The organism is Pannonibacter indicus (assembly GCF_001418225.1).
Classification (GTDB): domain Bacteria; phylum Pseudomonadota; class Alphaproteobacteria; order Rhizobiales; family Stappiaceae; genus Pannonibacter; species Pannonibacter indicus.
Genome location: NZ_LIPT01000002.1, coordinates 1 through 24,755, shown reverse-complemented (window position 1 = coordinate 24,755; position 24,755 = coordinate 1). Strand labels below are relative to the sequence as shown.

Annotated in this window: 25 protein-coding genes and 1 pseudogene; 20 read left to right on the top strand and 6 right to left on the bottom strand. The window is 63.5% G+C overall.

All coding sequences use genetic code 11. From position 1 onward, the window contains the following. Positions 1-8: 8 nt before the first annotated feature. Together ASC48_RS03025 and ASC48_RS03020 are read right to left on the bottom strand one after the other, a co-directional pair. The gene (locus ASC48_RS03025) at positions 9-1,385 is read right to left on the bottom strand and encodes a hypothetical protein (RefSeq protein WP_055454363.1); all 1,377 of its coding nucleotides are present in this window, start codon (positions 1,383-1,385) and stop codon (positions 9-11) included. Further along, positions 1,363-3,375, bottom strand: a complete 2,013-nt coding sequence (locus ASC48_RS03020; RefSeq protein ID WP_055454362.1) for a GumC family protein — start codon at positions 3,373-3,375, stop codon at positions 1,363-1,365. Before ASC48_RS03020 ends, ASC48_RS03025 begins: the two co-directional genes overlap by 23 nt. Before the next feature lie 329 nt (positions 3,376-3,704). Between ASC48_RS03020 and ASC48_RS03015 the strand changes: the two genes are divergently transcribed. The 3 genes from ASC48_RS03015 to ASC48_RS03005 all read left to right on the top strand — a co-directional run bounded on the left by ASC48_RS03015 (position 3,705) and on the right by ASC48_RS03005 (position 6,843). Beyond that, positions 3,705-4,514 carry a WecB/TagA/CpsF family glycosyltransferase gene (locus ASC48_RS03015; protein ID WP_055454361.1) on the top strand — a complete coding sequence of 270 codons (810 nt, stop codon included), beginning with the start codon at positions 3,705-3,707 and terminating at the stop codon, positions 4,512-4,514. 128 nt (positions 4,515-4,642) lie between these two features. Further along, positions 4,643-5,515 carry a uroporphyrinogen-III C-methyltransferase gene (gene cobA / locus ASC48_RS03010; protein ID WP_055454360.1) on the top strand — a complete coding sequence of 291 codons (873 nt, stop codon included), beginning with the start codon at positions 4,643-4,645 and terminating at the stop codon, positions 5,513-5,515. Continuing rightward, a complete protein-coding gene (locus ASC48_RS03005; RefSeq protein ID WP_055454359.1) occupies positions 5,512-6,843 on the top strand; it encodes a cobyrinic acid a,c-diamide synthase CobB in 1,332 nt (443 codons plus the stop codon). The genes cobA and ASC48_RS03005 overlap by 4 nt, the downstream gene beginning before the upstream one ends. 73 nt (positions 6,844-6,916) lie before the next feature. Here the strand turns inward: ASC48_RS03005 and ASC48_RS03000 are convergent, their stop codons facing one another. After that, the gene (locus ASC48_RS03000; protein WP_055454358.1) at positions 6,917-8,245 is read right to left on the bottom strand and encodes an MFS transporter; all 1,329 of its coding nucleotides are present in this window, start codon (positions 8,243-8,245) and stop codon (positions 6,917-6,919) included. A 240-nt stretch (positions 8,246-8,485) separates the two neighbouring features. Between ASC48_RS03000 and cyoA the strand changes: the two genes are divergently transcribed. The 5 genes from cyoA (at position 8,486) to ASC48_RS02975 (ending at position 13,725) form a co-directional block, all read left to right on the top strand. Continuing rightward, on the top strand, positions 8,486-9,691 hold the full coding sequence (cyoA, locus tag ASC48_RS02995) for a ubiquinol oxidase subunit II (RefSeq protein WP_055454357.1): 1,206 nt from the start codon (positions 8,486-8,488) through the stop codon (positions 9,689-9,691). 12 nt (positions 9,692-9,703) lie between these two features. Next, complete coding sequence (cyoB, locus tag ASC48_RS02990) at positions 9,704-11,707, top strand: cytochrome o ubiquinol oxidase subunit I (RefSeq protein ID WP_055454356.1); 2,004 nt, start codon at positions 9,704-9,706, stop codon at positions 11,705-11,707. A 5-nt stretch (positions 11,708-11,712) separates the two neighbouring features. Next, positions 11,713-12,336, top strand: coding sequence for a cytochrome o ubiquinol oxidase subunit III (gene cyoC, locus ASC48_RS02985; protein WP_055454355.1), 624 nt, complete (start codon positions 11,713-11,715; stop codon positions 12,334-12,336). Continuing rightward, the gene (locus ASC48_RS02980; RefSeq protein WP_055454354.1) at positions 12,336-12,737 is read left to right on the top strand and encodes a cytochrome o ubiquinol oxidase subunit IV; all 402 of its coding nucleotides are present in this window, start codon (positions 12,336-12,338) and stop codon (positions 12,735-12,737) included. The genes cyoC and ASC48_RS02980 overlap by 1 nt, the downstream gene beginning before the upstream one ends. Before the next feature lie 277 nt (positions 12,738-13,014). Further along, entirely contained in the window at positions 13,015-13,725 is a 711-nt protein-coding gene (locus ASC48_RS02975; protein ID WP_055454353.1) for an SURF1 family protein, read from the top strand. Between the two features lie 22 nt (positions 13,726-13,747). Here the strand turns inward: ASC48_RS02975 and ASC48_RS02970 are convergent, their stop codons facing one another. After that, positions 13,748-14,077, bottom strand: a complete 330-nt coding sequence (locus ASC48_RS02970; RefSeq protein ID WP_141658859.1) for a hypothetical protein — start codon at positions 14,075-14,077, stop codon at positions 13,748-13,750. Between the two features lie 14 nt (positions 14,078-14,091). Continuing rightward, a complete protein-coding gene (locus tag ASC48_RS02965; RefSeq protein ID WP_055454351.1) occupies positions 14,092-14,580 on the bottom strand; it encodes a cobalamin biosynthesis protein in 489 nt (162 codons plus the stop codon). Between the two features lie 702 nt (positions 14,581-15,282). On the opposite strand from ASC48_RS02965, the gene ASC48_RS02960 reads away from it, so the two are divergent. The 4 genes from ASC48_RS02960 to ASC48_RS02945 all read left to right on the top strand — a co-directional run bounded on the left by ASC48_RS02960 (position 15,283) and on the right by ASC48_RS02945 (position 18,378). After that, complete coding sequence (locus ASC48_RS02960) at positions 15,283-15,702, top strand: DUF2946 family protein (RefSeq protein WP_055454350.1); 420 nt, start codon at positions 15,283-15,285, stop codon at positions 15,700-15,702. Between the two features lie 84 nt (positions 15,703-15,786). Beyond that, positions 15,787-17,217: a PepSY-associated TM helix domain-containing protein gene (locus ASC48_RS02955; protein ID WP_208975520.1), complete on the top strand. Its 1,431-nt coding sequence runs from the start codon at positions 15,787-15,789 to the stop codon at positions 17,215-17,217. A 126-nt stretch (positions 17,218-17,343) separates the two neighbouring features. After that, positions 17,344-17,748 carry a carboxymuconolactone decarboxylase family protein gene (locus ASC48_RS02950; protein ID WP_055454349.1) on the top strand — a complete coding sequence of 135 codons (405 nt, stop codon included), beginning with the start codon at positions 17,344-17,346 and terminating at the stop codon, positions 17,746-17,748. Between the two features lie 102 nt (positions 17,749-17,850). Continuing rightward, positions 17,851-18,378, top strand: coding sequence for a glycine cleavage system transcriptional repressor (locus ASC48_RS02945; RefSeq protein WP_055454348.1), 528 nt, complete (start codon positions 17,851-17,853; stop codon positions 18,376-18,378). Positions 18,379-18,394: 16 nt separating this feature from the next. Here the strand turns inward: ASC48_RS02945 and ASC48_RS02940 are convergent, their stop codons facing one another. Then, positions 18,395-19,693: an Hsp70 family protein gene (locus ASC48_RS02940; protein ID WP_055454347.1), complete on the bottom strand. Its 1,299-nt coding sequence runs from the start codon at positions 19,691-19,693 to the stop codon at positions 18,395-18,397. 232 nt (positions 19,694-19,925) lie between these two features. Between ASC48_RS02940 and flgB the strand changes: the two genes are divergently transcribed. The 8 genes and pseudogenes from flgB to ASC48_RS19900 form a co-directional block, all read left to right on the top strand. Further along, positions 19,926-20,306, top strand: a complete 381-nt coding sequence (gene flgB, locus ASC48_RS02935) for a flagellar basal body rod protein FlgB (RefSeq protein ID WP_055454346.1) — start codon at positions 19,926-19,928, stop codon at positions 20,304-20,306. Between the two features lie 3 nt (positions 20,307-20,309). After that, positions 20,310-20,726: a flagellar basal body rod protein FlgC gene (flgC, locus tag ASC48_RS02930; RefSeq protein ID WP_055454345.1), complete on the top strand. Its 417-nt coding sequence runs from the start codon at positions 20,310-20,312 to the stop codon at positions 20,724-20,726. A 2-nt stretch (positions 20,727-20,728) separates the two neighbouring features. Then, positions 20,729-21,070 carry a flagellar hook-basal body complex protein FliE gene (gene fliE / locus ASC48_RS02925; protein WP_026355490.1) on the top strand — a complete coding sequence of 114 codons (342 nt, stop codon included), beginning with the start codon at positions 20,729-20,731 and terminating at the stop codon, positions 21,068-21,070. 50 nt (positions 21,071-21,120) lie between these two features. Next, the gene (flgG, locus tag ASC48_RS02920; RefSeq protein ID WP_055454344.1) at positions 21,121-21,909 is read left to right on the top strand and encodes a flagellar basal-body rod protein FlgG; all 789 of its coding nucleotides are present in this window, start codon (positions 21,121-21,123) and stop codon (positions 21,907-21,909) included. A 28-nt stretch (positions 21,910-21,937) separates the two neighbouring features. Continuing rightward, positions 21,938-22,402 carry a flagellar basal body P-ring formation chaperone FlgA gene (flgA, locus tag ASC48_RS02915; protein WP_055454343.1) on the top strand — a complete coding sequence of 155 codons (465 nt, stop codon included), beginning with the start codon at positions 21,938-21,940 and terminating at the stop codon, positions 22,400-22,402. 2 nt (positions 22,403-22,404) lie between these two features. Continuing rightward, on the top strand, positions 22,405-23,517 hold the full coding sequence (flgI, locus tag ASC48_RS02910; RefSeq protein WP_055454342.1) for a flagellar basal body P-ring protein FlgI: 1,113 nt from the start codon (positions 22,405-22,407) through the stop codon (positions 23,515-23,517). A gap of 249 nt (positions 23,518-23,766) precedes the next feature. Beyond that, on the top strand, positions 23,767-24,363 hold the full coding sequence (locus tag ASC48_RS02905) for a MotE family protein (protein WP_055454799.1): 597 nt from the start codon (positions 23,767-23,769) through the stop codon (positions 24,361-24,363). A 271-nt stretch (positions 24,364-24,634) separates the two neighbouring features. Next, positions 24,635-24,755 (top strand): annotated as a pseudogene (locus ASC48_RS19900) (IS3 family transposase); the annotation flags it as partial.

The following is a 24,755-nucleotide window of genomic DNA, read 5'->3' as shown; positions in this document are numbered from 1 at the left end:
AAGGCCGGTCAGGCCCGGCGCCCCCTGTCGAAGCCCGGCGGAAGTTTCCAGCGGCTGGGGACGGCGGGGTGAGGCCGCGTGCGGCGGCGGAACAGGGCGGGCTGGGCAAGGCGGCTGGCTCCGGCAGGGTGCTTGCCGTTCCAGGCATCGGCGGCCCCGGCGCAGAGCCAGAGCAGGCCGCCGGTCTTGATGGTCGAAAGCGAGTAGGACACGATCATCAGCAGGCAGATGTAGGCGGCCATCAGCACCTTGAAGCGCCAGCCCGCATCCGATTCGGCCGGGGCGTAGACATAGAGCACCCAAAGGCCCAGAAGCCCGATGGCCCCTGTCTGGAACAGGGCAAAGGCATAGCCGCTGTCGGACAGATAGGTTTGTACGGTCGAGATGCCGAGAATGCCCTTCCAGTCCAGCTTCATCAGCAACTGGCCAGAGTAGAGCCAGCGGCCTGTCAGCGTGTCGTCCCAGCCGAGCCTGTTGCTGGCAGCGGCATAAATGATGAGCAGCAGCACGATCAGGATGGGCGCTGCCACCAGCACGGCGCGCGGGGTGATGCGGTTGAGCGGGGCGATGAGGAAGAAGCTCAGCGACACGAACATGCCGAAGCGGGCATCGCCCAGGATGATCGCTGCAAAGGCTAGGGCAAACAGCAGCAGACGGCCCTGCATGTCCTGCCGGAACACGGCCCACATGACGAGAAAGGCACCGAAGTTGCCCATCGACACCGGTTCCAGGAACACCGACGAAACACGGTGGGTGCCAAGAAAGGCAAAGAAGTTGCGCCCGCCCAGCCGCACGCCGCTGTGGAACAGGGGGCTGTCCTCACCGAGGAAATTGCTGTCTGCGGTGATGGTTCCACGGGCGACGTAATAGTCGAAGATGTTGATGTTCTGGAGAAACAGGTCGAGGAACAGGTACTCGATCAGGCCAACGGTGATGACGAGCAGGGCCGACCAGAGCACCAGCCGGTCCACCTGCCGGATGTCATGGATCTGGCGGCCCAGAAAATAGAAAATCACCGGCACCAGCGCATCGCGCACCGATTTGGGATCAATGACCCCGCGCAGGGCCATGATCATCAGCATGTAGGCCAGATAGACGCCGATGACCACATAGAGGTTTGCCCGGCGTGTCATGGCCAGCAGCAGGGCGCAGACGGTCAGCAGCAGCTCGCTCAGCACCACATGGTTCTGCGAGATGCCCATCACCCTGGTGTTGATGAAGGCAAGACCAAGGTTGAAGATCAGCGTGCCGAAGATGACCGCATAGACGGCCATCAGCCAGGCGGGGCTGCGCTCCTGCGGACGTGCAGGCAGCGCCCTTGCACCAGCCGGGGGCAGGCGGAAACGGGTGTGCGCCGTTCTCTCAGGCCGCTTCAAGGACGACATTGCCGATCACCCGGTCCTGCCAGGGTTGGATATAGGCGAGCACCCGGTCGAGGTCCGCCATCCGCGTGGCGCCCAGCTGGCTCACCAGCACGATGGCATCGCAGTTCTTCAGAAGCACCGGCAGGATCGGATTGCTCTCGGACGGGCCGCAGTCGATCAGCAGGAAATCCTGGCCTTCGTCCATCAGCGAGGCGGGGCCGGCGTATTTGCGCCGCTCATTGACCCGTTCGACGCTGAGATAGCGCGACAGGGCGGCATTGCGTCCCGGTGACTCACCGGTTGTTCTGGCCAGATCGTCCTTGCGCGGCTTGGGCCGGTCGTCCGGCGTGCCCTGTTCTGACTGCGGCAGGGCCTGGGCCAGCAGCACATCCTCGTTCATCTCGTGCAGCGCCTCGGCGATGCCCCGGGCGACGGGGCGGGTGTCCAGCATGTCGGAGGTGCGCAGGATGAGAATATTGGCGGGAAGCTCTTCCGACAGGGCATAGCGCAGGGCATAGGCAACACGGGTCATGCCCATCTGCGCCTCGTTGCGCAAGGCAAGAGGCTTGCTGCCACTATTTTTTCCCAGAAGCTTGCGCGCGGGGGCGGCTGCAAGAACCGGCAGGTTTGTGAGGACGGGAGCGCCGGTCCTGTCCACGAGGTCCCGCTCGGAGTTGAGCCGCCCGCTGACGATCTCGGCACCAACAGCTCCGCCTGCGGACAGCACAAGCCCAAAGATCGCTGCAGCGGCGATGATGAGCACGGAAGACGGCCCATTGGCCGAAAGCGGCGGCTGGGCAGCGGAAAGGATGCGGGAATTGGTGGCCGTCACGTTCTGCTGTTCGGCCAGTTCCTGCGCGCGCTTCAGGAAAAGCTGATAGACGCCCCGGCGGGTATCGGCCTCCGCCTCCAGCTGCCGCAGTTCGATCTGCGCCCGGCTCTGGGTGGAATTGGCGGATTTCAGCTGATCGATCTGGGCCTCAAGTCCGTTGAGATTGGCCTGCGCCCGCTCAAAGTCGCTACGGATGTTGCGCTGCACGCGGGACAGCTCATCCGAGATCTGGCGGCGGGTGTTCTGCATCTGCGCCGCGATCTCACGCATCTGCGGATGATTGGCGCCCAGTGTTGTCGAAGCGCGGGCCTCCTGCTCGGCAAGGTTCGCATATTGCACCCGAAGCGAGCTCAGCACCGTGTTGGCCATATCCACCGGAATGGCTCCCGCCTCAATGTCGGAGGGGCTCAGGCGGCGGATCAGCTCGAAGGTGTTCTTGGCCTTTTCCAGGTCCACCCGTGCCTGGGTCAGCTGGGTGTTGAGATCCTGCAGCTGCTGGTCCACCACAAGGCCGCCCTGCGTGGTGGAGATCAGGCCATTGTCGGCGCGGTATTTTTCCACCGCAGCCTCGGCCTGCTGCACCTGCGCCTGCAGCTGGTCGGCCTGCGTCTTCAGCGACTGGCTGGTGCGCTGGAAGCCTTCCGCGCGGGCCTTGGCGGCTTCCGCCAGATAGGCCGCAGCTGTGGCATTGGCAATGTCGGCAGCACGGTCCCGGTTGGGATGTGTCGCCGCGATCTGGAAGATGAAGGTCTTCTCGATCCGCTGCACCTGCAGCCGCTTGCGCAGCGCCTCGATCACCGCCATCCGCCGTCCGGCCGGATCGGGTGCGGAAAACAGGAAAGGCAGCAAGGTCTGCCGCAACCCCTTGCCGGAGAAGGCCGGATCATTTTCCAGTTCAAGCGAAGTCACCACCCGGTCAAGAACCGGGGTGGACATCAGCACGAAGGCCTGGCTGTCCACATCGAAACCCTCGAGAGGTGATGCGCCTTCCCGGCCGGAGAATTCCCGTCCAAGGATCTGCAGGCTCGGCGGTTCCACGAGAAGTTCGGCCGACGCCGTGTAGGCCGGAGCGCGCGTCAGCGCGAAAAGCACAGCCAAGCCGGTCAGCAGCACGGGAACAACAATGATCCACCGCAGGCGGCGCGCGAGAATTGCCGGAATGTCAGAAACTTCAACCATGACTGAAAACCGTTGGCGGGGCGATGGGCGGCAAACCTCTGGAGCTGACCGGGGCAACGGGCATGCCCGTGCCGTAATGTTAGGAAAGATGAAGAGATATGATTAACATTTGGAAAATGCGGCACTATCCCGGATTGAGGCTGCCCTAGCGTTTTCAAACGGGCCGGAGCATCATGGTAAATGAAACCATGACGAGAATGTAAGAATTCTTGGGGTGGCGTTGACGGCCGGTAATCTATAAAATGCCTTTGTCTTGGGAGTTAAGGCGTTGTTGAGTTGTTTTAGCCAGTTTCCCTCATGCAAAACTCTGTTGATGTGGGGCGCTGGGGATGTTGATGCCTGAATTGACCTTGGGGATGCCTTTGGGGGCTGGGGTCGCGCAAATTGGTCCGCTTGGTATCAATAGATTATCACGCGCGCAGGCCATTGATATGCTGCGCACATCCCTGTTGTTGCGGATCAAGATGGATGTCGCCATCTGCAACGCGCACACGGTCCTGCAGGCTCTTGATCATCCGGAATATGCGGAGATCTTATCCCGCATGACGCTGTTCAATGACGGGATCGGCGTAGACATTGCTGCGCGTGCCATCACGGGCAAGGCGTTCCCGGAAAATCTCAACGGCACCGACCTTGTGCCCGCGATTCTGGAGAACATTGGGCTGCCCTTGCGGATCTATCTGCTGGGAGCAAAGCCGAGTTCGGTGGCAGGAGCGGCAGAGTATATTGCTGCGCATTACCCGCAGCATCACGTCGCAGGTTTCCATGACGGCTACTTCGCACGTGAAGACAGGGATGCGGTCATTGCGCGGATCAACGCCGCCAATGTGGACCTGCTGCTCGTCGGCATGGGAAATCCGGTGCAGGAACGCTTCATTGTCGAGAACCGGGACAAGCTTAATCCGACCATCTGCATCGGTGTTGGAGCGCTGTTCGATTTCCTGTCCGGGGAAGTGGTGCGGGCGCCGCGCTTTCTTCAGGCTGCGGGTCTCGAGTGGCTTTTCCGCCTGATGCAGGAGCCGCGCCGCCTGGGCAAGCGCTACACGGTCGGCATCTACCGTTTCCTTTCTGCTGTCTTGCGGCTGCGCGCCGAAGCCCGCCGTGACCGGCCGGGTGGCCGGGCCAGGCCCCTGCTGTAACGCCCACTCCGGTTCGCACGAGAGCGCAAGGTCTTCCGCACGGCCATCTGTGGCCGCTGCATCAGACATTCGGCGGAGGCCGGTGCATCCGGCTTGGCCGCTGGCGGCAAGGCGGGTAGAACGGGGGCATGACACGTTCTGCCACATCCCTTGTGCTGCCGCTTGCCCTTCCGGTTTTCGAGCCCGGCTGGGTGTGGCTGGCGGGTGCCGGCCCCGGCGATCCGGGGCTTCTGACGCTTCACGCCCTCAACGGACTGCGGCAGGCCGACGCGGTGATCTATGATGCGCTGGTTGATACCAGCATCCTCGATTTCGCCCGGCCCGGCGCCTTGCTGGAATATGCCGGCAAGCGCGGCGGCAAGCCGAGCCCAAAGCAGCGCGACATCACCCTGCGTTTGATTGAAATTGCCCGCGAGGGCAAACGGGTGCTGCGGCTGAAGGGCGGCGATCCTTTCGTCTTTGGCCGGGGCGGGGAGGAGGCACTGGGCCTTGCCGGCGCGCATGTGCCTTTCCGCATCATTCCCGGCATCACCGCCGGCATTGGCGGCCTGGCCTATGCGGGCATTCCGGCCACACACCGCGACACCAATCAGGCGGTCACCTTCCTGACCGGGCACGACCAGACGGGCCTTGCGCCGGAGTCGATCAACTGGAAGGGCATTGCCGAAGGCTCGCCGGTGATCATCATGTATATGGCGATGAAGCATCTTCCGGAGATTTCGCAGGCGCTGATAGCCTGTGGGCGGTCTGTGGATGAGCCTGTGGCTATCGTGTGCAATGCGTCGCAGCCGGACCAGAAGGTTCTGGTGACAGCGCTGGGCCGCTGTGCGCAGGATGCCGACGCCGAGGGGCTGGAGCCGCCCGCCATCGTCTGTATCGGCGAAGTGGTGCGCCTGCGCGAGGGGCTCGACTGGATTGGCGCCATGGCGGGGCGGGCGCTCGTCTCTGATCCGCTGAGCCCGTCCAGTGGTCCGCAGCAGGCGGCAGGATCAGGCGCATGAGCCAGTCTCTTCCGCCTGCACTCATGCTGGCTGCGCCGTCCTCCGGCTCGGGCAAGACGGTGCTGACCCTTGCCCTGCTCGCCGCCCTGCGCCGCAACGGCCTTGCCGTGCGCGGGGCCAAATGCGGGCCTGACTATATCGATCCAAAGTTCCATGAGGCAGCCGCAGGCGCGGTTTCCGTCAATCTCGATCCCTTCTCCATGCCGCCGCCCGTGCTGCGCCAGCTTGCAGCGCAGGCCGGGCAGGGGGCAGATTTGCTGCTGATCGAGGCGGCCATGGGCCTTTTCGATGGCGCTTCCGATGGTTCCAGCAGTGCCGCCGATGTGGCGGCGGCACTGGGTGTGCCCGTGGTTCTGGTGATCGATTGCGGCCGTCAGGCGCAGTCCGTGGCGGCCGTCGTGCGCGGTTTCCGCGATCACCGCGCCGATGTCGAGGTGGCGGGCGTTATCCTCAACAAGGTGGGCTCTGCCCGGCATGGCGCCATGCTCCGGGCGGCGCTCGCTCCGCTTGGCCTGCCGGTGCTGGGCGAGGTGCCGCGCAGCGGGGCGCTGGTTCTGGCCGAACGGCATCTGGGGCTGGTGCAGGCCTCCGAGCGGGAGGGTCTGACGCAGTTTCTTGAAGGAGCAGCGGATGCGGCTTCCCGCTCCGTTGACCTGGCCGCGCTGGCCGCGCTTGCCCGTCCGCTTGCGGCAGCTGAGGGTGTGCCGTCCGGCTGGCCCATTCTGCTGCCGCCTCCGGGGCAGCGCATTGCCGTTGCCAGTGACGTTGCCTTTGCCTTTGCCTATCCGCACCTTCTGAAAGGCTGGCAGGCGGCGGGGGCTGAAATCCTGCCCTTTTCGCCCCTTGCGGACGGGGCGCCGGACGCAGGGGCAGATGCGGTCTATCTGCCGGGCGGCTATCCGGAGCTTCATGCAGGCCGGCTTGCGGCAGCCTCCCGCTTCAAGGCCGGGATGCAGCAGGCGGCGGAACGCGGCGCTGCGGTTTACGGCGAATGCGGCGGCTACATGGTGCTGGGCGAAGGGCTGATCGATGCTGGCGGCGAGAGGCATGCCATGCTGGGTTTGCTGCCGCTCGTCACCAGCTTTGCCGCGCGCAAGCTGCATCTGGGCTACCGGCGGCTGACCGCGCTGGGCGGCCTGCCCTTTGCGGGAGTTGAAAAAGGCGCGGGGCTCTCCGGGCACGAATTCCACTATGCCAGCATCATCCATGAGGGCGAGGCGGAGCGGCTGTTTACCGCCCGTGATGCGCTCGGCGATGAACTTCCTGCAATGGGGCTGCGGTGCGGAACGGTTTCGGGCTCATATGCCCATCTGATCGCCCGCGTTTGATTTTCCCCTGATACGCAAAAAGGCCACCGGCTCTGATGTGAGCCGGCGGCCTTCTGCTTTGTGGTTTGATTGCTTATTCGCCGCGCGGCTGCAGGGCGATCTGCCGGGCCACGGCCAGCGACAGCAGCGTGCAGACAGCGCCCGAGAGCAGATAGAGCCCTGCGGCAAAGAGGCCGAACCAGGTGGAGAGCAGCAGTGCGCAGAGCGGCGCAAAGCCTGCGCCGAACATCCACGACAGAGCCGAAACATAGGCCGATCCGGTGTAGCGGTTGCGCTGGTCGAACAGCGATGCCACGGCGCCGGAGGACTGGGCCAGGTTGAAGCCGAGGATCAGGAATCCGATCATCAGATAGGCCGTGACACCGGCCGGTCCGCCATTCAGCAGCAGCGGCGCGCTGAGGGCAAAGGCCGCAATGGCCCAGGCACCCCAGACGAGGATCTTCTGGCGGCCGATACGGTCGGACAGCCAGCCGGAGAACAGCATGGCGAGGATGCCAAGCCCGGCTCCCGCAGCCTCGATCAGCAGGAACGAGCCAAGCGTCTCATCGGTGTAGAGGAAGATCCACGACAGCGGGAAAACCGTGACCATGTGGAACATGGCAAAGCTGGCCAGAGGCACGAAAATGCCGACCAGCATGGTGCGCCCATCCTGCGACAGGGTGGTGGAAAGCCGCGTCGGCGTCAGCTCGTTCGACTTGAACAGCTCGGTGAACTCCGGCGTATCGACAATGCGCAGGCGGGCAAACAGCGCCACCACGTTGATGGCGAAGGCCACGAAGAACGGATAGCGCCAGCCCCAGTCGAGGAAGTCGGCGGAAGATAGCGTCATCACCAGATAGGCAAACATGACTGCCGCAACCGCAAGGCCGGCGACGGCCCCAAGCTGCGGGATCATGGCGTAAAAGCCGCGCCGGTCCTTTGAGGCGGTGATGGCCAGAAGCGGCGCGAGACCATCCCAGGTGCCGCCGAGAGCCAGCCCCTGCCCGATGCGCAGCAGCACCAGCATGCCGACGGCCCACCAGCCTGCGGTTTCGTAGGACGGCACGAGGCCCATGGCCACCGTGGAGGTGCCGAGCAGGAAGAGCGCCACCGTCAGCTTGGTGACACGGCCATGGCGCCGGTCGAGCGCCATGAACATCGCCGTGCCCAGCGGACGGGCGATGAAGGCAAGCGCCACGAGGGCGAAAGACCAGAGTGTGCCGGTCAGCGGATCAACGAACGGGAAAATCCGAGCCGGAAACACGATGACCGAGGCGATGGCGAAAACGAAGAAGTCGAAGAACTCCGACGTGCGCCCGATGATCACACCGACCGCGATATCGGACGGGGAGACATCATGCTCCGACGTGCCGCGCCCGCTCGAAGAGGAATTCGTGGATGAGATATCGGCTGTGTTCGCCATCGGATCCGGCCATTTTCATGAGGACTGACGGAGTGCGGCTGCAAGCCTGCGGCCTGTTGCTGCACCGGTAACTACGTATTCAGGGCTCAATGCCGCAGTGCGAAATTTTTTAACAGGTGACAAATTGTCGTATGTGCGCCCGCACAAAATCGCTCTAGGTGCATTGCGCAAGATCAAATCGCGTCAGTTTGCGTTCGGGGGGAGGCGGCTGACGGGTGCGGCAAACTGTCAGGGTAAACCATGTCGAAGCTTCGCCTCCCGAGAATACTCGCTGCGTGCGGCGCCTTTCTACTGCTGTCCGCCTGCAAGGCCGAGGTCCTTGCACCGTCCGGCGATGTTGCAGCGCAGCAGCGCGACCTGCTGGTCATCTCCACGCTCCTGATGCTGATCATCATCATTCCGGTGATGCTGCTGACCTGCTGGTTCGCCTGGCACTTCCGTTCTGCGAACAGGAAGGCGGCCTACGAGCCGGAATGGTCGCATTCCACCAAGCTGGAACTGGTCATCTGGGCCATTCCGCTGCTGATCATCGTCTCGCTGGGCGCGATCACCTGGGTTGGCACTCACCTTCTTGATCCCTACCGCCCGCTCGACCGGATCGCCAAGGGCCAGCCGGTGAGCCCGGACGTGGAGCCGCTTCAGGTGCAGGTCGTGGCGCTCGACTGGAAGTGGCTCTTCATTTACCCGCAATATGGCGTGGCTTCGGTGAACGAGCTGGCGGCGCCGGTGGACCGGCCGATCCAGTTCACGCTGACCTCCTCCTCGGTGATGAACGCCTTCTATATCCCCGCAATGGCCGGCATGATCTATGCGATGCCGGGCATGCAGACGACGCTGCACGGCGTCTTCAACCAAGAGGGCACCTATCAGGGCCTTGCCTCGCACTACTCCGGTGCCGGCTTCTCCGGCATGCGCTTCAAGGCTCTGGCCAGCGATGCTGCCGGTTTCGAGGCCTGGGTCGAGGCTGCACGTGCAGGCGATCAGACGCTTGACCGCCCGTCCTATCTGGAGCTTGAGCGCCCCAGCGAGAATGTGGAGCCGGCCACCTTCGCCAGCGTCGACCCGGAGCTTTTCCCGCGCATCGTCAACATGTGCGTCGAGAACGGCAAGATCTGCATGGCCGAGATGATGGCGCTGGATGCGCAGGGCGGCACCGGTCTTGCCGGCACCGTCAACATGTCCTCGCTCATCTATGACAAGTACGACCGCCGCGGCACCCGCGCGCCGGTGCTGGGCTGGACGCCGTTCCAGGTGGTTGGCTTCTGCTCCACCGAAGAACTGCAGCAGATGCTGTCGGTGAAGCCGGCCTGGGCAGATGCGCGCCCTGTCATCTCCGGCCCGCTGCGCGGCCACGGGCTCTCCCAGCCTGCTTCGCTCTTCGGTCGGCGCGATGACCGTTCCATCACTTACGCACTGCCGCTCTCCGGCTCTGCGCCCCAGCTCTGACAGGATCCGGGCATGGCCACGATAGATCACTCGACCACATTTCTTCTGGGGCGCCTCAACTGGAGCGCAATCCCCCAGGACCCCATCGTCTGGGCAACCTTCGCCGTTGTGGCGGTGGGCGGCATCGCGCTTCTTGCGGGCCTGACCTACTTCCGCCTCTGGGGCTATCTCTGGAAGGAATGGTTCACGACCGTCGATCACAAGAAGATCGGCATCATGTACATCATCCTCGCGCTGATCATGCTGGTGCGCGGCTTTGCCGACGCCATCATGATGCGCATCCAGCAAGTCTGGGCTTTCAACGGCTCGGAGGGCTATCTCAACGCCCACCATTACGACCAGATCTTCACGGCCCATGGCGTCATCATGATCTTCTTCGTGGCGATGCCTTTCGTCACGGGCCTGATGAACTATGTGGTGCCGCTGCAGATCGGGGCGCGCGATGTGTCCTTCCCCTTCCTGAATAACTTCTCGTTCTGGATGACGGTCGGCGGCGCCGTGCTGGTCATGGCCTCGCTCTTCGTGGGTGAATTCGCGCAGACCGGCTGGCTGGCCTTCCCGCCGCTGTCGGGCATCGGCTACAGTCCATGGGTGGGTGTCGATTACTACATCTGGGGCCTGCAGGTCGCGGGTGTGGGAACAACGCTATCGGGCATCAACCTGCTGGTGACCATCATCAAGATGCGGGCCCCCGGCATGACCCTGATGCGCATGCCCGTGTTTACCTGGACCTCGCTCTGCACCAACGTGCTCATCGTCGCTTCCTTCCCGGTGCTGACGATGACGCTGATCCTGCTGACGCTTGACCGCTACATCGGCACGAACTTCTTCACCAATGACCTTGGCGGCAACGCCATGATGTACATCAACCTCATCTGGATCTGGGGCCACCCGGAAGTGTACATCCTCATCCTGCCGCTGTTCGGCGTCTTCTCGGAAGTCACGTCCACCTTCTCTGGCAAGCGGCTGTTCGGCTACAGCTCCATGGTCTATGCCACGGTCTGTATCACGGTTCTCAGCTACCTCGTCTGGCTGCACCACTTCTTCACCATGGGCTCGGGCGCCTCGGTGAATGCCTTCTTCGGCATCACCACGATGATCATTTCCGTGCCGACGGGTGCGAAGATCTTCAACTGGCTCTTCACCATGTACAAGGGCCGGGTGCGCTTCGAACTGCCGATGATGTGGACCGTCGCCTTCATGCTGACCTTCACGGTCGGCGGCATGACGGGCGTTCTGCTGGCCGTTCCCCCGGCCGACTTCGTGCTGCACAACTCGCTGTTCCTGGTGGCGCATTTCCATAACGTCATCATCGGCGGCGTGCTGTTCGGCTGCTTTGCCGCCATCGCCTACTGGTGGCCCAAGGCCTTCGGCTTCAAGCTGAATGTGTTCTGGGGCAAGGTGTCGTTCTGGTGCTGGATCGCCGGCTTCTGGCTGGCCTTCATGCCGCTCTACATCCTCGGCCTGATGGGCGTGACGCGCCGCATGCGGGTGTTTGATGATCCGGACCTGCAGATCTGGTTCATCATCGCTGCCCTTGGCGCGGCACTGATTGCCGCCGGTATCGCTGCCTTCTTTGTGCAGATCGCCGTTTCCATCTGGAAGCGGAAGGAAAACATGGACCTGTCGGGCGACCCCTGGGATGGCCGTACGCTGGAATGGGCAACCTCCTCGCCCCCGCCGGCCTACAACTTCGCCTTTACCCCGGTGGTACATGACCTTGATGCCTGGCACGACATGAAGCAGGCCGGTCAGACGCGCCCGAAGGCAGCCTACATGCCGATCCACATGCCGCGTTACACCGGCACGGGTGTCATCCTCTCGGGTCTTGCCACGCTCTGCGGCTTTGCCCTCGTCTGGTACATCTGGTGGCTGGCGGCCCTGTCCTTCCTGGCGCTGATCGCAGTGGCGATTGCCCATACGTTCAACTATGACCGCGACTATTACGTGCCGGTCGATGAGGTCGAGCGGGTGGAAGGTGCCCGTGATCTCGAACTTGCCAAGATTGGAGCCTGAATCCGATGAGCACCACGGCCCATTCGGCAGGCGCTGCCGCAACCTACTGGGAAACCGAGCCGCATCACCATCCGGAAGGTGCGTCGACCAAGCTCGGCTTCTGGATCTACCTGATGAGCGACTGCCTGATGTTCGCAGTCCTCTTCGCCTGCTTCGGCGTGCTGGGGCAGAGCTATGCGGCCGGTCCCGGCCCCAAGGCTCTGTTCGACCTGACCCTGATCGCGATCAATACGGGCTTCCTGCTCGTGTCGTCGCTCACCTTCGGCTTTGCCATGCTGGCGATGTATGAGGGCCGTCAGGCCCGCATGCAGATGTGGTTGGCGGTGACGCTTGTGCTTGGCCTCGCCTTCCTGGCGCTGGAACTTTACGAGTTCCACCACCTGATCCACCTGGGGGCCGGGCCGCAGCGCTCTGCCTTCCTGTCGGCCTTCTTCGCACTGGTCGGCACGCACGGCCTGCACGTCGCCTTCGGCTCCATCTGGCTGGTGACGCTGATGGTTCAGATCAATCGCAAGGGTCTCATTCCGGCCAACACCCGGCGCATGGAATGCCTCAGCATGTTCTGGCATTTCCTCGACGTGATCTGGATCGGTGTCTTCACCTTCGTCTATCTTCTGGGGATGATCTGATGTCCGCACATTCCATCAAACCCCACAGTCATCACGGCGGTCATGGTCATGACAATACCGGCCATGATCACGGCAGCTACAAGTCCTATCTGACCGGCTTCATTCTGTCGGTGATCCTGACGGCGATCCCTTTCGCCATCGTCATGACCGGTGGCTTTGAAAGCCGCGCTGTGACGGCGGTGATCGTGATCGGTTTCGCCGTCGTGCAGATCCTCGTGCACATGGTTTACTTCCTGCACATGAACAGCCGTTCGGATGAGGGCTGGACCATGCTGTCGATGATCTTCACCGTCATCGTGGTGGTGATCATGCTCGCTGGCTCCCTGTGGGTGATGTACAACCTCAACACCAACATGATGCCGCAGATGGACCACAACCAGATGCAGGGCTTCGGCTCCTGATCTGAGGCAGGTGCGTTCCGGCGGAACGTTTGCCACCTCCCTCTCCACGAGGTGGCAGTGTTTACTTTGGACGCATTCAGAAGGATTGGGCCTTCGTTTTGCCGCAGCGCCCCTCTCCCTCCTTTGAGGGGGAGATGAGTTGGAGCTTGGCTTAAAGTCCGTTGTAAAAGCTGCCCCCTTTGTTCAGAAGAGGGCGGCAGGACTGTGCCACAGCAGCCAAAGTGGGGCGCTGCGGTTCTTGTCGAGTGCCCGTGAAAGGCTAGCCAGAGGAGGCGTGATGTCTGCCGGAACGCGCAAATGGCTGCTTCTTGGCCCCGGCCTTCTGGCCGTGGCCATCCTGGCAGGCCTTGGCATCTGGCAGGTGCAGCGGCTTGGCTGGAAGAATGCTCTCATTGCACGGGTTGAGGCCGGTCTTGCGGCGCAGCCCGTTGCCGCGCCCGGTCCGGCGGACTGGCCGCAAATCACCTTCGACAGCGCCGAATACCGCCGCATCACCGCCCGCGGTCATTACCTGCCGGAAGCCGACCTGCTGGTGATGGCGGTAACGGTGCGCGGACCCGGCTTCTGGGTCATGTCACCCTTCGAGACGCAGGACGGCTGGCGGCTGTTCGTGAACCGGGGCTTCGTGCCGCAGGACCGGCAGAACCCGGAAGACCGGCCCCGCCCCGAGGGTGAGATTGAGGTTTCAGGCCTTCTGCGCCTCAGCCAGCCGGATGGCGCCTTCCTGCGTTCCAATGATCCTGAAGGTGGACGCTGGTTCTCGCGCGATACGGCAGCGATGGCGCAAAGCCTCGGGCTTGGTGAGGCCGCGCCCTACTTCCTCGATGCCGGTGTGACGGAAGGGGCGGCTGACAGCCTGCCCATTGGCGGGCTCACCGTCGTCAGCTTCCCCAACAATCACCTGCAATATGCGCTGACGTGGTTTGCCCTCTCCGGCGGCCTTGCCTTCCTGCTGTTCTGGGCGTTCCGCAGGAGCGGGGAAGACTGACGCTTCCCCTGCCTGTGGCGGCTCACCTGCGCGGTGCGTGGCGCAGAACGCGGTAGCTGTAGCCGTCGCCCTCGCAGCCGATCCATTTGCTGCCCGGCTCCGGCGCGATGTTGACGGCGACCCGCAGCGGCTTCTTGCGGTTGCCCGAACGCTCGTAGGTCACCCTTTGCTTCTGCGCCGTGTTGTTGCGGATCACGATGCCGCCGGCATTGGCAGGGCACTGGCGGTCGAAGGCAGTCTTGGTGATTGCAACAGGCTGATTCGAGCCTTCCGCCCGCTTCTCGCCTGTCGTTGCGGCGCAGCCGCCAGAGGCGAGGGTGAGGGCGATCAGGGCATATTTTGTCGCAGACATGTCTGAGGTTCCCATCATTCGCAAGGCGTCCCGTCTTTCTGGACAGGGACTTGCAGTCCTTCTCTTGCCTGTTCATGTGGCAATGCCATGGCCGTAGCCAGAGCGATGGCCGCCTGTGGTGACTTGCGTCTGGCAAGCACCAGATGCCCGCCCGGTCCTGCGGCGGCCAGCGCCGCGCCCTCGCAGACGCTGTGGCAGCCGACGGCCGCAAAAACACGCGCTGAAGGTGTGGCCAGACGCGGCGTTTCCTGCTCCAGCCGCGCTGCGCCGAAAGCAAGCAGCGGCACGCCGAAATGCGCCGCAAGCGCGCTGATGGCCGCCTCCCCAGCCTTGAGATCCAGTGTGGCGATGGCGGCAACAGCTTCCGCCGGAAGGTCTGCCTCCTCCAATGCGGCGCCTGCCAGGCCGATCAGTTCCTCAGAACCACAGCCCTGGCTGCAGCCTGCTCCAACAATCACCCGCCGGGCCCCGTGTGGCTGGTGCCCGGATGCGGCGGAGGTCATGGGTCCTGCTTGTCCTGCGCCTTTTCCTCGCGCAGGGAAGGCAGGCGCTTGGGCCTTATGGAAAGGTCGCTGGGCTTGGCGGCTGCGTCAGGGGCGGGCGGTGCCGTGACCACCTGCGTATGCATCCTGCGCCCCCGGGCCCGGCGGGGTGGCTCACCGGAGGCTGAACCGCCATGGGACAGGAAACCGAGGGACCTCAGCCCTTTCGGATTGCCAGCCTTGCTTGCCGGCACGCGTTGAGGCGCGGCTGCTGCGCTACGGATCGACCGCATGGGAGCGGGAGCCTCAGGGGCGGGGGAGGGCGCAGCCTGCCGGGGCAGCGGCCCTGCCTGATTGGCAAGCGCTGCCACGCCTGCCCGCCGTCTGGATGGCTGGGTGCCTGTTTCGCTCTCTGGCAGACCGGAGCCATCAGGGCCATTGCCCTGTTCGCTGCCCACTCCGCAGCCCAGTACGCTGCCAAGCCCGCTTCCCAGTCCCTTCACGTCAGTCTCTCCTGCTGGCGGGGCGCTGCCAGAAGCCGCGCCGGATAGGTCACACACCTGAAAAAGAGCGCACAAGAGCCACTGCGCGCCATCAGGCCCGACCCTAATTGAGCCATCCTGACCTCGCAAGGTCCGGGTTTCCCCTATTGTTCCAAAGAAGGTGATCGGCTAGACAGCAAGAGAGGAAAGCTTGCACCGGGCAGCTTGGGGGCTTACGCGTTTGTCTTCCCTGTGGACAGATCTGCGCCATGATGCGCGCGTACTGGCGGTGTGGATTGCACTGCTCGCCGTGCTGTTTCATGCCCTCATTCCGGCCGGTTTCATGCCGGGCCGTTCCAGTAGCGGTGATCTGACTATCGTCATCTGCGCGCCTTCTACGGCTGAGGGCTTCCAGACCATGACGATGGATGCGTCTGGCGAGGAAAAGCCCGCAGGCCCGGAAGACCAGCGCAACGGCAAGGGGCAGGCTGCGCCCTGTTCCTTCTCTGCCGTTCTGGCACTGGCCACTCCTGAAGCCTCTCCCGCCCTGCCTCTGCCGGTTCTCTCCGGCGGCCATCTTCTCTCCGTTTTCGACAATGCAGGCCACACGGCGGGCATTTATGCCGGTGCCGGCGCGCGCGCCCCGCCCGCTCTGATCTGATCCACTCACCTTTCATTCCAGAACACCCTGCCGGCTGATGCTGCGTGCCTTGAAGCGCGCGTCTCCGGCCATGAGGATCAGACCATGACCGATGTTATTTCCGGCACCGCGCAGGACGCGGACCGCGCCGCCGATGCTTCTCTTCTCGCAGCTTTCTACCGTGCCGCCTGGCGCTGGCATTTCTATGCGGGCCTGTTTGTCGTGCCCTTCTTCTGCATCCTTGCCGTCACCGGCATGATGATGATGTACATCGGCTACTTCGATGGCCGGGATGGCGAGAATATCCGCGTGACCGTGCCGCAGGGTGCGGTGGCGCTGGCTGTCTCCGAACAGGCGGAAAAGGCCGTTGCCGCGCTTGGCGGCGGCACAATGGTGGAATGGCTCAGCCCCCGCGCGGAAGACCGGGTCGGGGTCTTCCGCATCCGCACCGATGCCGGGCAGGAGATGGTGGCCATCAACCCCTACACGGGCGAGGTGGTGGAGACCTGGGGCCGCCGCGCCGGCTGGTATGACTTGGCCGACGATATTCACAGTGACCTGTTGCTGGGCACGCCCGGCGACCGGATGCTGGAGATCGCCGCCGGTTTCGGCATCATCCTGATCATCACCGGCCTTTACATGTGGTGGCCGCGCGAGGGCGGGCTCGGCGCCGTTCTGTTGCCGCGCTTCAATCAGAAGGGCCGCGCCTTCTGGAAGACGCTGCATGGCACGGTTGGTTTTTATCTCTCCGCCTTCCTGCTGCTGTTCCTTCTGTCCGGCATGTCCTGGACGGGTGTCTGGGGTTCGAAGCTGACACAGGCCTGGAGCACATTCCCCGCTGCCAAGTGGGACAACGTGCCCCTGTCTGACGTAACCCACGCCGAAGCCCTGAACCATGATGGCGTTGCCAATGTGCCCTGGGCGCTGGAGCAGACCCAGATGCCGGAATCCGGTTCCGCCGGCGGCGTGATCGGTGTGGCGCCGGGTGTTGCCGTCGATATCGACAGCCTGGCTTCGCTCGCCAAGGCCGTGGGCTTCAACGCCCGCTACCGCATCTCCTATCCGAAGGGCGAAACCGGTGTCTGGACCATCAATCAGGACACCATGAGCTCGGACGCCAAGGACCCGTTCTCTGACCGTACTGTGCATGTGGACCGTTATACGGGCCGCATTCTTGCCAGCGTCGGCTTTGAGGACTACTCGCTCGCCGGCAAGGCCATGGCCGTCGGCATTCCGCTGCACATGGGCCTCACCGGTCTGTGGAACCTGATGCTGAACACGGTGATCTGCCTGTCCGTGATCTTCCTGTCCCTCAGCTCGGTGGTCCTGTGGTGGAAGCGCCGCCCGGCGCGCGGCGGCGCCCGTCTGTTCGCGCCGCAGGTGCCGTCCAACCTGCCGCACTGGCGCAGCGCCATGCTGGTGATGCTGGCCGTGTCCCTGTTCTTCCCGCTGGTCGGCCTGACGCTGATCGCGGTGCTGGCGCTGGACATTCTGGTCATCTCCCGCATTTCGCCGCTGGCCCGCGCGCTGCGCTGAGCTTGAGGGCATGATCGTGAAGGGGCGCGGCAGGGGACTGCCGCACCCTTTTATCTTTGTCAGCAGGTGTTTCCCTGCCGCGGCAAAGCGGTCTAGTCTGACCGTACAACGGGAGGACAAAACCACATGGCAACAGTGAAACTGATTTCCGATGCAGAGGCAGGGCCGCAGGTGGCGGCAGTCTTTGCCGACATCCGCAAGACGCGCGGAACGGATTTCATCAACAATTTCTGGCGCGCACTGGCGGCAGACCCGGCCGCACTGGAGCGCACATGGGCCGAGGTGAAGGCGGTCATGGTGGCGCCAGGCAGCCTTGATCCGCTCATTCGCGAAATGATTTACATCGCCGTGTCGGTGGCCAACGGCTGCTCCTATTGCGTCCACTCGCACACCGCTGCCGCCCGCGCCAAGGGCATGAGCGAGGCGCAATATGGCGAGCTTCTGTCTGTCATCGGCCTTGCCGCCAAGACCAACCATCTGGTGACGGCGCTGCAGGTTCCCGTTGATCCAGCGTTTGATATGAGCACCTGACACCCGATAGGCTTTGCCTCCAGCCCGGAGCATGCCTAAGGTGCGGGCAGAAGGGGTGGGCCGTATGACGGCCTGCCGGACACATCGAGAGGAAGAAGAGCCATGGGCCGCCATATCGTTCTGACTGCCATCGCCAAGGACCGGCCAGGCCTTGTGGATGCGCTGGCTGGTGTCATCGCCGCAGCAGGTGGCAACTGGCTGGAAAGCTCCATGGCGCGCCTCGGCGGCGAGTTTGCGGGCATCGTCAGCGCCGATGTGCCGGAAGACCGGGCGGCGGAGCTGGAAGCAGCTCTCGCTGCGCTCTCAGCGCAGGGCATTTCGGTCAATGTGGTTCGCGGCGGTGGCGGCAATGGCACGGAGGGCCGCCGTCTGCGGCTGGATCTGGTCTGTCAGGACCAGCCGGGCATCCTGCGTGCGGTCACGCAGGTGATTGCCGCCCAGGGCGCCAGCATCGAGACGCTGGAAACCATCGTCTCCCCCGGCTCCATGTCGGGTGAACTGCTCTTCCGTGCCAGCGCCGACCTGATCCTTCCGGACAGCACCAGCATCGCCAGCCTCGAAGCCGCCATTCAGGCGATTGCCGCTGACATCATGGCCGATATCGAGATGAGCGAGGACACGGAGGACTGAGGCCGCCCCTTTCCGCCTATGCCGCAACGGCCCAGGCGGCGGCGTCTTCGCGGGCGCCGATGAGGGAGAGGCCCTTGGCGACGGAGGACATTTCCTCACCGCCTGACAGGCGCTCCGCTCCGAAGCGGTCTGCGAAGAGCTTGCGGATCGCGGGCACGAAGGAGGTGCCGCCGGTCAGGAACACCTTCTCTACGTCCTTTGCATCCAGGTTGGCGCTGGCGAGCGTTGCCGCCAGCGCGTCGCTGATGCGGGTGAGGTCGTGGGCGATCCACTCCTCGAAGTCTGCCCGGCGCACGGTGGCGGCGAAGTCCTTGCCGATAGGGGCAAAGCGCAGTTCCGTCTCCTCATCAAAGGAAAGCCGTGCCTTGCACTCCGACACGGCCTTGTAGAGCGGATAGCCCTGATCGGTATCGACCAGCTCGATGAACAGCTCGATCTTGTCCTGATCGAGACAGGAACTCAGCATCTTCTTCAGCTCGCGGTAATCGGCGGAAGCCTTGAAGACCGACAGCATGTGCCAATGGGCGAAGTTGGAGAAAAGGTTCTGCGGCACTTCCAGCACCTTGCCCATGCTGCGGTACTGGCTGCCCTTGCCCAGTTCCGGCAGGATCACCTTGTCGACGATGCGGTAATCCAGCGTATTACCTGCGATACCAAGGCCGCCGTGGCCCAGTGGCTCGGCGGTCAGGCCGCTGGCGTTGCGGGCAAAGCGCATCAGCGAGAAGTCGGTGGTGCCGCCGCCGAAGTCGGCGACGAGAACGGTGGCCTCGCCCTCAAGCCGCTGCGCATAGGCAAAAGCCGCAGCCACGGGCTCATAGACGAACAGCACTTCCTCAAAACCGAAGCGGGAGAGGGCCGAGCGGTAGCGCTGCATCGCCAGCGCATCATCCGGTGCGCTGCCCGCAAAGGTCACCGGGCGCCCGATCACCAGCCGGCCACCGCCCCTATCCAGCGCCTCGTCGCGGTGCGCGCCTGCACGGCGCAGGAAGGTCTCCAGCAGATCCTCGAATTCATAATGGGTGCCGAATACACCGGTGCCCTTGAACAGCTTGCTGGCAACGAAGGTCTTGAGCGATTGCAGGAAACGGCACTCGCCCGTGTGGTCCATGAACTGGCGGATGGCCCACTGGCCGACGTCGGCGCACTCGTCCGGATGGACGCCGCGAGGCGGCTCCAGAAAGGACAGCACGGAAGGCAGGCTGTCCACCTGATCCGGAGCATGACCAAAGGTGATGCTGCTGGCATTGCCTGCTGCGGTGCAGGCGGTCAGCACCGTGTTGGACGTGCCGAAATCAAGACCGATGGCCGGACGCATGGCGGGCTTCCTGAAATGTCGCTGGAGTGGGACGCCGTGCAGGCGCGCAAGGGACGTGCGCATTAGCCGATCCGGCAGCCTGGCGCAAGGGCAAGGGCCTGTTTTCCGCCTGTCCGGCCGATGCCTTCCCGCCTGCGCCAGCCGTACCGGCAGGGCCGGGGTCGAAAGCCTCGGACAAGGTTGACGCCCTAGTACTGTTACCGAACGCCACAACAGGCTTCGGAGAGCGACGTTGGAACCTGTCTATCTGAACAGTCTTGCATCCCGTCAGGCCAACTGGCTGGCGGTGCGCCAGGCAACGGTGGCGCAGAACATCGCCAATGCCAACACGCCCGGCTATGCCGCCCGCGACATCGAGGCTTTCACCACGCTTCTGGATGAAACCAGCCTGGTGATGACCGCAACCCACGGCCGCCACATGGGCAGCCTCCGGGATGCGCCGGAGCCGTCCAAGGTTGGCAAGGCGGAAAGCTGGGATGTCTCCCACTCCGGCAACAGCGTCAATCTGGAGCAGGAACTGATGAAGGCGGGTGAGGTTGCGCGTGACCATGCGCTCAACACCAGCATCATCAAGTCCTTTCACCGCATGTATCTGGCAAGCCTGAAGGGATAAGTGATGATCGACCCGCTGGCCGCAACTCTCAAGATCTCCGCTTCCGGCCTGCGCGCCCAGTCCGACCGTCTTCGCATCGTGTCGGAAAACCTGGCCAATGCGCAATCGACCGGCAAGACGCCGGGCTCAGACCCTTACAAGCGCAAGACCATCACCTTCGAAAGCGAGGTTGACCGGGCATTGTCCGCCGATCTGGTGAAGGTCAAGGGCATCGGGTCCGACAAGGCGCCTTTCAACGTTGAGTACGATCCGGGCCATCCGGCTGCCGACGAAAATGGCTACGTGAAGATGCCGAATATCAACATGCTGGTCGAAATGGCCGACATGCGCGAGGCGAACCGCTCCTACGAAGCCAACCTGAAGATGATGACGCAGGCCCGCAGCATGATCATGCGCACCATCGACCTTCTGAGGGATTGAAGATGATCGACCAGATTTCCGCCATCAAATCCGCCGGTGACGGTATCACGTCGCAGGTCTCCCAGACCCGCTATGTCGCAGGCGGCGTGCCGCTGGGCGGCACAGCGCCCGCCAATGCGGTGCCCGAGGTCAGCTTCACGGACACGATGGCCTCCGTGACGCAGGAAGCCATCGAGCGCGTGAAGGAAGGTGAAGCCGTTTCTATCGCCGGCATCAGCGGCAAGGCCTCGGCCCAGCAGGTGGTGGAAGCCGTGATGGCCGCCGAGGCCTCACTGCAAACCGCCATCGCCATCCGCGACAAGGTCGTTTCCGCCTATCAGGAAGTCAGCCGCATGGCCATTTGAGGCTCCGGCCCGGATGACCAGGAATTCAGCCCGCACCAGGGGAGTTTGACATGAAAGCTCTGGCAATCGCAGCGACCGGCATGAGCGCCCAGCAGCTCAATGTCGAAGTTATCGCCAACAATATCGCCAACATCAACACCACCTCCTTCAAGCGGGCGCGGGCCGAGTTCACCGACCTGCTCTATCAGGCCGAGCGCCTGCAGGGTGTGCCGAACCGGGGTGGTGAGGATCCAGTACCGGAAGGCGCACAGCTGGGTCTTGGCGTGCGTTCCGCCGCCATCCGCAAGCTGCACATCCAGGGTACCATGAACCAGACCGGCAACGAACTGGACATGGCCATCGACGGGCGCGGCTGGTTCCAGGTAACCGGGCCGGAAGGCGAGCAGCTCTACACCCGCGCCGGCACCTTCAACAAGAATGCCGAAGGCCGCCTCGTCACGCTGGATGGCTACCTGATCGAACCGGCCATCATCATTCCGCCGGAAACGGTGAATGTGGTCATCAACGAGTCCGGCGAGGTTTTTGCCCAGGTGGCAGGCGAGGTAAACCCGCGTGAACTGGGGCAGCTGGCCATGACCAATTTTGCTAATGACGTCGGGCTTGAGGCCATCGGCGGCAACCTGTTCCGTGAAACCCCGGCCTCCGGCCCGGGCATTGCCGGTGTCGCCGGTGATCCGGGCTTCGGCATCATCCGCCAGGGCTATACGGAGGCCTCCAACGTGGATCCGGTAAAGGAAATCACCGAGCTGATCTCGGCACAGCGCGGCTACGAAATGAACTCCAAGGTCATCAAGGCTGCGGACGACATGTTTGGCGTGGTGACGCAAGGGATCCGCTGATCCCTGGAAGCGGGCGAGGAGAGCAGCGATGCTGACACGGCTTTTCATCTGCATGATGCTGGCAGGCCTTGCCCTCACGGCCGCCATGACCGGTGCGCGCGCCTCTTCACTGGATCTGCCGGTGCTGCGGTCCGGCGTCCGGCAGGGCGAGGTGATCAGTTCCGATCAGGTGATCATCCGCCGCTTCCCCTTGAGGACGGTTCAGCAGTTTTCCGTGGTGGCAACAAGGGAAGAGCTGGTGGGGCGGGTTGCCCGCCGCTCGCTGCAGCCGGGTGTGCCTGTGCCTGCAACCGCCGTTGTGGTGGAAACGCTGATCAAGCGCGGCGAACCTGCCCGCCTGATCTTCCGCGAAGGCGGCTTGCAGATCATTGCTCAGGTCGAGGCGTTGCAGAATGGATCCGTCGGATCCTTCATCCGCGCCAGAAACATCGACAGCGGCCTCATCATCACAGGCCGGGTTCAGCCGGACGGCTCCATTCTGGTAGGTGATTGACCATGCGGCGGATTTTCCTTGCAGTTCTGGCCCTGGCCATGGGCGCCGCCAGCCTTGCGGCGCCAGCTGGCGCCATGGTGCGCATCAAGGACATTGCCTCGCTCCAGGGCGTGCGTGAAAACCAGCTGGTCGGCTACGGCCTTGTCATCGGCCTGCAAGGGTCCGGCGACACGCTGCGCAATGCCCCTTTCACCGAACAATCCCTTCAGTCCATGCTCGACAGCATGGGCATCAACGTGCGTGACGCGCGCCTGCGCACCCGCAATGTCGCGGCTGTGGTGGTGACGGCAAACCTTCCGCCTTTCATTGGCCAGGGCTCGCGCATTGACGTCAATGTCTCGTCCCTCGGCGATGCATCCTCTCTGGCCGGCGGTACGCTGGTCGCCACGCCGCTGCTGGGCGCGGACGGGGCGGTTTATGCGGTGGCGCAAGGTGCTGTTGCGGTTTCGGGGTTTTCCGAAGCCGGGCAGGCCGAGAGCCTGCGTCAGGGCATTCCGACAGTCGGGCGCATTCCCAATGGCGGCATGATCGAACGCAATCTGCCGGACCGTTTCGCCAATATTCCCGGACTGGTGCTGGAACTGTCCAACCCGGACTTCCGTACGGCGGTGCGGGTGGCCGATGCCATCAACCGCTACACCAAGACCACCTATGGTGTTTCGTCAGCCCGTGAAAGAGATCACCGCTCCATCGATCTGACCCCGCCGGCCAAGGTCAGCCTCACCCGCTTCATGGCAGAAATCGAGGGGTTGATGGTGCAGCCGGATCAGTCGGCGCGCGTTGTCATCGATGAGCGGACGGGAACAGTGGTGATCGGCCGCGATGTGCAGATTTCAACTGTCGCCGTCACCCATGGCAATCTGACGGTCCGCATCACCGAGGCGCCGGAGGTGTCCCAGCCGCAGCCCTTTGGCAATGGTGAAACGGTGGTGACGCCCCGCACCTTCATTGATGCGGCTGAAAATGGCGGGCAGCTCGCCATCATCGGCGGCACTGACCTGCAGACGCTCGTGCGCGGTCTGAACCGCATCGGTCTCAAGCCGACCGGTATCATCGCCATCCTTCAGACGATCAAGACAGCAGGCGCCCTGCAGGCGGAACTGGTGATCCAGTAAGCCTTGCACGGTCAGCAATCCCGGATTCTCCCGGCAGCCCCCTGCCCACACAGCTCCGGGGGAGGGCACGGTCCGCAGCCTGATGGCTGTGGACCGTGCTGCATTTCAGCCTGCCCTCGCGTCTGCAAGCCTTTCTCTTCCGCAAGGCTGCGCTGCCTTCACGGCATTCCGGCCAAGCTCCGCACAAGCCTCGGCCGCCATAGTCGGGCCAACAGCGACTGGAAGGATTTCCTGCCCATGATCCCGTGCATGACCCCGGCTGGAGCCCTGCGCCCTTTGTTCCGGCTTTCTGTCTGCCGCATCCTGACTATCTCCTGCTTGCTGTCTCTGGCAGCGCTGGGTTTTGCAGCTCCGGCTGGCGCCCAGACGGCCTCCAACCTGCGCAATGCATCGGCTGAGGATCTTCCGGTGCCGGCTCCGGCTGAGCCTGGAGACGCGGGCGCGCCGAGCGATGCGGCGCTCTACTGCCAGAACATGGGTGGAGCGGCGAGTGATGCCCGTCTTGCCTGGCAGACATGGAATCTCATTGCGCTGGAAGAGCGGCTTCAGAACCGGATCCGCGAGCTGGAGCAGAAGCGCGCCGAATACGAGGAATGGGTCAAGCGGCGCGAGAAGGTTCTCGGTGAAGTCGAGGGGCATGTTGTGTCGATCTTTCAGCGCATGCGGCCCGAGGCAGCTGCAGCCCAGCTGGCGACGTTGGACGAAGATACGGCCGTTGCCGTGCTTGTGAAGCTCAATGCCCGCGCAGCCAGCCAGATCCTGGACGAAATGGATCCCGCCCGCGCGGCCCAGCTGACCCACTCCATGGCTGGACTTTCCAAATCCGAAGCACAGGGGAGCCTTTGATGCGCCTGTTGATACCTTTCGCCCTTTGTCTTGTGTCAGCAGGTTGCGCAGGTCAGATGAATGAAATCGGCCGTGAGCCGGCGATGTCACCCGTGGGCTATGGCCTCGCGTCCCAGCCAGCTGCGGTCTATCCGCTCAACACCTTCAATCCGAGCGGCCGCAAGGACTATAATTCGCTCTGGGTTTCAGGCCGCGATGATTTCTTCTCTGATCCACCCCCATTGAACGGGTCCACCTTGAAGTATGGTTTTGACCCTGAAGGAGGACCACAATGGCAAACAAGCGACACAAGCCCGACGAGATCGTCACGAAGCTTCGGCAGGTTGAGGTTTTGCGCGGCCAAGGCATGGCGATGGCGGATGCCGTTCGCCAGATCGGCGTTTCCGAGCTGA